This is a genomic window from Acinetobacter sp. 18QD2AZ41W, assembly GCF_009829025.1.
Classification (GTDB): Bacteria; Pseudomonadota; Gammaproteobacteria; order Pseudomonadales; family Moraxellaceae; genus Acinetobacter; species Acinetobacter pseudolwoffii.
This window is the reverse complement of the sequence record NZ_WURP01000031.1, coordinates 1-4,953: the sequence shown is the minus strand read 5'-3', so window position 1 is coordinate 4,953 and position 4,953 is coordinate 1. Positions and strand designations below refer to the sequence as shown.

6 protein-coding genes and 2 pseudogenes are annotated in these 4,953 nt (G+C 56.0%); 3 read left to right on the top strand and 5 right to left on the bottom strand.

The window, feature by feature from the left end; translation table 11 throughout:
* Positions 1-136 precede the first annotated feature (136 nt).
* From GVV58_RS14845 to GVV58_RS14840, 3 genes are all read left to right on the top strand, one after another.
* Positions 137-897 (top strand): IS5-like element ISKpn12 family transposase gene (locus tag GVV58_RS14845; protein ID WP_085947932.1). Its coding sequence is split into 2 segments (ribosomal slippage): positions 137-461 and positions 461-897, totalling 762 coding nucleotides; the frame shifts between segments, so codons are not numbered across the junction.
* A 10-nt stretch (positions 898-907) separates the two neighbouring features.
* Positions 908-1,516, top strand: coding sequence for a DUF6596 domain-containing protein (locus GVV58_RS15790; protein WP_306415568.1), 609 nt, complete (start codon positions 908-910; stop codon positions 1,514-1,516).
* A gap of 272 nt (positions 1,517-1,788) precedes the next feature.
* Positions 1,789-1,974, top strand: a complete 186-nt coding sequence (locus tag GVV58_RS14840) for a hypothetical protein (protein ID WP_004197549.1) — start codon at positions 1,789-1,791, stop codon at positions 1,972-1,974.
* 163 nt (positions 1,975-2,137) lie between these two features.
* On the opposite strand, the gene GVV58_RS14835 is transcribed toward GVV58_RS14840, so the two are convergent.
* The 5 genes and pseudogenes from GVV58_RS14835 to GVV58_RS14815 all read right to left on the bottom strand — a co-directional run.
* A complete protein-coding gene (locus GVV58_RS14835) occupies positions 2,138-2,329 on the bottom strand; it encodes a hypothetical protein (protein ID WP_040234282.1) in 192 nt (63 codons plus the stop codon).
* A 581-nt stretch (positions 2,330-2,910) separates the two neighbouring features.
* Positions 2,911-3,453 (bottom strand): AAA family ATPase, encoded by a 543-nt coding sequence (locus tag GVV58_RS14830; RefSeq protein WP_002063889.1) that lies wholly within the window; start codon positions 3,451-3,453, stop codon positions 2,911-2,913.
* A 12-nt stretch (positions 3,454-3,465) separates the two neighbouring features.
* A complete protein-coding gene (gene aac(3)-IIe / locus GVV58_RS14825) occupies positions 3,466-4,326 on the bottom strand; it encodes an aminoglycoside N-acetyltransferase AAC(3)-IIe (RefSeq protein WP_000557452.1) in 861 nt (286 codons plus the stop codon).
* 177 nt (positions 4,327-4,503) lie between these two features.
* Positions 4,504-4,818, bottom strand: a pseudogene (locus tag GVV58_RS14820) (recombinase family protein); the annotation flags it as partial.
* A 53-nt stretch (positions 4,819-4,871) separates the two neighbouring features.
* Positions 4,872-4,953 (bottom strand): annotated as a pseudogene (locus tag GVV58_RS14815) (IS6 family transposase); the annotation flags it as partial.

The window sequence follows — 4,953 nt, the reverse complement described above, 5'->3', positions numbered from 1 at the left end:
GCCAAATCGGCATAGCGATCTGCTGTTCCGAGCCGCCCAAGGTCGATCAGACCCGTGCATTGAAGAGTTTTAGGGTCAGGACCCATTGATTTGAACTGACGGCTGTGATTCAGATGGGCGTATAGGAGCCCGACTGATGAGTAATTTGTTTTGGCTGACGGACGAGCAAATGGCTCGTCTTCAGCCCTATTTCCCCAAGAGCCATGGCCGCCAGCGCGTTGATGATCGACGCGTTCTGAGCGGCATCATCTTCGTCAACCGCAACGGGCTGCGTTGGCGTGATGCGCCGAAGGAATATGGCCCGGCGAAGACGCTTTATAACCGCTGGAAACGCTGGGGCGACAAGGGCGTATTTATCCAGATGATGGAAGGTCTGGCCGTGCCTGAAGCCGCAGAGCACAAGACCATCATGATCGATGCGACCTATCTCAAGGCCCACCGCACGGCTTCCAGCTTGCGGGTAAAAAAGGGGGCGCGGGCCGCCTGATTGGACGCACGAAAGGCGGCATGAACACCAAGCTTCATGCCGTAACGGATGCGAGTGGTCGCCCGATCAGCTTCTTCATAACGGCAGGCCAGGTCAGCGATTACACCGGTGCTGCCGCCTTGCTTGATGAACTTCCCAAGGCCAAATGGTTGCTGGCCGACCGTGGCTATGATGCCGACTGGTATCGTGACGCTTTACAGGCGAAGGGGATCACTCCCTGCATTCCAGGTCGAAAATCCCGCAAGAAGACCATCAAATACGACAAACGCCGCTACAAACGGCGCAACCGGATCGAGATCATGTTCGGGCGTCTCAAAGACTGGCGGCGTGTCGCTACGCGTTACGACCGGTGCCCAATGGCCTTTCTCTCCGCCATCGCTCTCGCTGCGACCGTTATCTTCTGGCTATGAGCAATGAGTCCTGACCCTAGCGCATATCAAGCCAGAGGAGCCTGAGGTACTTGGTCTTTTAGCCCTCATGGAACTCCAGTGCTCTCGGCTGCTTGCCCGACAAGATCGTCAAGGCTTGCCAGTGCCGCTCGATCGTCAGGATCGTGGCTTGTGGGATCGATTGCTCATACGTCGAGGTCTGGAGATAGTTGAGCGAGCATGCCGCATGTCGTCTCCCACTGGATGGTATCTTCTGCAAGCGTTGATTTCTGCTTGTCACGCGCGGGCTGCGAGCTTTCGAGACACCAATTGGCGAGAGATACTGGCGAGATATGACGCGCTCTTCCTGTTGAGCCCTACATACGTAGTTGCCCTCAATCGAGCAGTCGCTGTGTCGTGGGCCATGAACCCCGCTGCAGGGATGGCGGTCCTTAAGGCGATTGAGGACGAGTGGGACGTGGAGACCTACCCGCTTTTTCACGCGACGCGGGCGGATTTCCTTTCGCGTCTTGGTTTCCAAGACCAAGCTGCGGCAGCCTATCAGGCTGCGGCCGTACTCAGCACCAACCTACCTCAAAAGTTGTTCTTGGTCACGCGCGCTGAGGAATGCCTGGCAGGGTCTCGGACAGATGTTGGATAACATCAGTCGATTGACGGTGATTGCGCGCACGTGGACGCGCATCATGACAGGTATGACGAGCCTTTGAACGTCCGCTGGCTGTGCCGGCGCCATCATATCCGGCTGCACTTCTACGGTGAGGACATGTTTCCTATGTGCAGGCCGCATCACGTATGAACGGCGGCTCTCCGGTTATGCCTCAACGCCGCTGAAAGCGTCGCGCGGTCAGTCAGCCATGACGATCATACCTTATTCAGATCATGCGATCGGCGCCCTGCCATCAGGAGGATGAAATGCGTAAAGATCAGATCCCGGATTTCGTTGATGAGATCTTCGCCACCGGCTGCCCAATCACCGCAGTAGGACAAGATTGCTATGTTTTGCAGAGAGCGATCTGCTGGCAGAAGACTTCGACCGTGTTGGTGAGGTGGTCGATAAAATCTGCCAGCGATAAGGAAAGCGTGACCATCTGTTGCTGACATCGTCGATCATTTGAGGAGCCTCGGCCGTTTCTACGACCTGCGGCTTGAGACACTCCAATAGCGACTATGGGTCGGTCCGCGCTTTAGAATAAGGGATCTAGACCCTGTCGCCAATTTTGGCCTGACGGGGGTTTCCAGCTACGCCTTCATATGTCGTGCCTCAGCCGCGCTGCAAGCGCCGGGCACTGATGCCCAGCATGCTGGTGGTCTTCACCTTTCCGCCGACGCGCCTGAGGATGATGATTGCCGCGTCCGTGGCCAGCCCGGTGCCGATGGCAGCCAAATGACCCAATTGGAACGGCAGATAGCCCGGCTTGACCACGAGAAGCACTCCGATGAAGCCGATGACCACGGCGGTCCACCGCCGAACCGCGATGCTGAAGCCACAAATCGAGCTTTGCGAGGAGTTTCTTTATCCGTCTCAATGAGATAAGGGCCAACTTTAGATCAAGTGCGTCGTAGTACGGCGTGCACCTTGGGCTTGATCCAGCTATAGTGTAATTGTATGCTGGAAATATGTGCAACCCTGGTGTCTAGGCCGTGCGAAGCCAATCAGGCTCGAAAGTCGTTGCGGGTTGTTATCCGTTAAAGGCGGCGACTGTAGCCGCCGCTATTTGGCCCCTTGATACCATTTAGCATTTGGAGCTTTAGGTTCTATAATTTAACGTTACGCTACAGCCGACACCCCGCTTGCCTGAGCGTTTGGATTTCAATCACTTAGTAGACCAACTTGCGGGTCGACGGTTCGTGTCCCTTCAAGGCGGAGGCTTCGGCAGCTGGCGTCTCTATGCCGCGGTGGTGCTTTTCCGAAACGGAAGTCGCCCATTCGCGTCACGTAAACCGACCGTCAGGCGGTACGGCTTAGGAGAATAATCGCAAAGCAGACTGAGACCACCACCCTCGCGCTACCCTTTGCGCAGGCGTCGAAGGCGATCAGGTGCGCTGATCGAGTCTGTCGAGCACCATCGCTGCAAGTTCATCGCTGGTGTGTGCACCACTATCGAGAACACGGGTTGTGGACGGAAGCCGTTCCCTTGCGGCCAAGCATCGGGCGACATTCGCTAATCGCCACTCTCGAATCTCCGCATTCCGATTCGGGTCAGGATGCATGGTCTGGTTCGAGATCCGGTGACGCAATAGGTCCTCGTTAAGCATCAGAAAGATGTGCAGCAGCTGATCGTCGATCTGCCTTAACCCGTCGAGTATCTCAGTCAGATAGTCCGGGTGCACGAGCGTCATTGGGATGATGATGTCCTGCGAGTAATTCCTGCGAATCTCGCTGACCGCAGCGATCGTAAGTCCCCTCCACAAGGGGAGATCCTGATAGTCTCCGCTCGCTGGTATGGGGACCGTTTCTTTCACCACGAACCCGATTTCCTCAGGGTCAAAGATCAGCGATTTCGGACGCCGATCGCGCAGCCGCTCAGCGAGAGTCGTCTTTCCGGCGCCGAAAGGTCCGTTGATCCAGATTATCATTGTCGACGGCCTCTAACCGGAAGGCTCGCAAGAGCGCTGGGCGGCTTCGTGTGCTGGCACGATCGGAGTGGCTCCGAAGTGCTTCTCAAGATAGGTGACGCCGAACGTCACGATGTCCTGCGCGTCGAACAGGTAGCACTGAGCAAAGCCCACGACACCTTCTCGATGGCGACCGAGCTTCACGTAAGCATTTGCTATAGTTTCGACCGCATCCGGCTTTCCTTCGATAGCAAAGCAATCGAGAATGCCGTTTGAATCGTATTCTGATGCCGTTTTCCAGGCGACTTCACCGTTTCTTCCAAGCATCGGCATCTCATACGTCACCCATCGTTTGTTGGGGATATCCGCAACCGCCTCGGCGTAGTGCAATGCGGTAACGGAGTTTAGCGGCGCACCCAACAGCAGGGCCTTCCCGCCAAGGCGGACGAACCGCTCGACGGGCGACCCTTCCCCCAAGGCGTGACCGAGTTCGTGAGGCTCCGTCAGCGTTTCAGCTAGCGGACCAACCGCGACCATCGATGCATCGGGGTGCGCGCTGCGCCGCGCGCCGGGGGCTTGAACCAGAAATTGATTCAGCAGGCCGAACCCACGGTAAGTCCCGGCCGTTGCGGGATCGAACGGCGGCCAGGTACGGCGGGCTTTGTCATCCAACCGAGCGCCATTCAGAGTCTCCTCGTAGGGTGATCGGTCCCACGACGCGTATCCCATCACAGTGCCAGTCGGCCCAACCGCGGAGCGTAACGCGGCAACGACCGTCTCCGCTCCTCCTTCGACCGGACCAATCGCTTTAAGTGAGGCATGCACCATCAACAGGTCACCGGTTTGGACTCCGAGTTTTCGAATTGCCTCCGTTATTGCCTTCCGCGTATGCATCGCGATATCTCCTCTAAACTGCAAAACACTATACGGGGTCTGACGCTCAGTGGAACGAAATTGAATGTATTTAGAAAAATAAACAAATAGGGGTTCCGCGCACATTTCCCCGAAAAGTGCCACCTGACGTCTAAGAAACCATTATTATCATGACATTAACCTATAAAAATAAGCGTATCACGAGGCCCTTTCGTCTTCAAGAATTTTATAAACCGTGGAGCGGGCAATACTGAGCTGATGAGCAATTTCCGTTGCACCAGTGCCCTTCTGATGAAGCGTCAGCACGACGTTCCTGTCCACGGTACGCCTGCGGCCAAATTTGATTCCTTTCAGCTTTGCTTCCTGTCGGCCCTCATTCGTGCGCTCTAGGATCCTCCGGCGTTCAGCTTGTGCCACAGCCGACAGGATGGTGACCACCATTTGCCCCATATCACCGTCGGTACTGATCCCGTCGTCAATAAACCGAACCGCGACACCCTGAGCATCAAACTCTGGCACTGTTGCAAAGTTAGCGATGAGGCAGCCTTTTGTCTTATTCAAAGGCCTTACATTTCAAAAACTCTGCTTACCAGGCGCATTTCGCCCAGGGGATCACCATAATAAAATGCTGAGGCCTGGCCTTTGCGT

What these genes read in the sequence shown, in the direction of transcription:
- GVV58_RS14840 (WP_004197549.1), top strand. Translation starts at nt 1,789, where the DNA reads ATGCGTAAAGATCAGATCCCGGATTTCGTTGATGAGATCTTCGCCACC.
- GVV58_RS14830 (WP_002063889.1), bottom strand. Translation starts at nt 3,453, where the DNA reads ATGATAATCTGGATCAACGGACCTTTCGGCGCCGGAAAGACGACTCTC.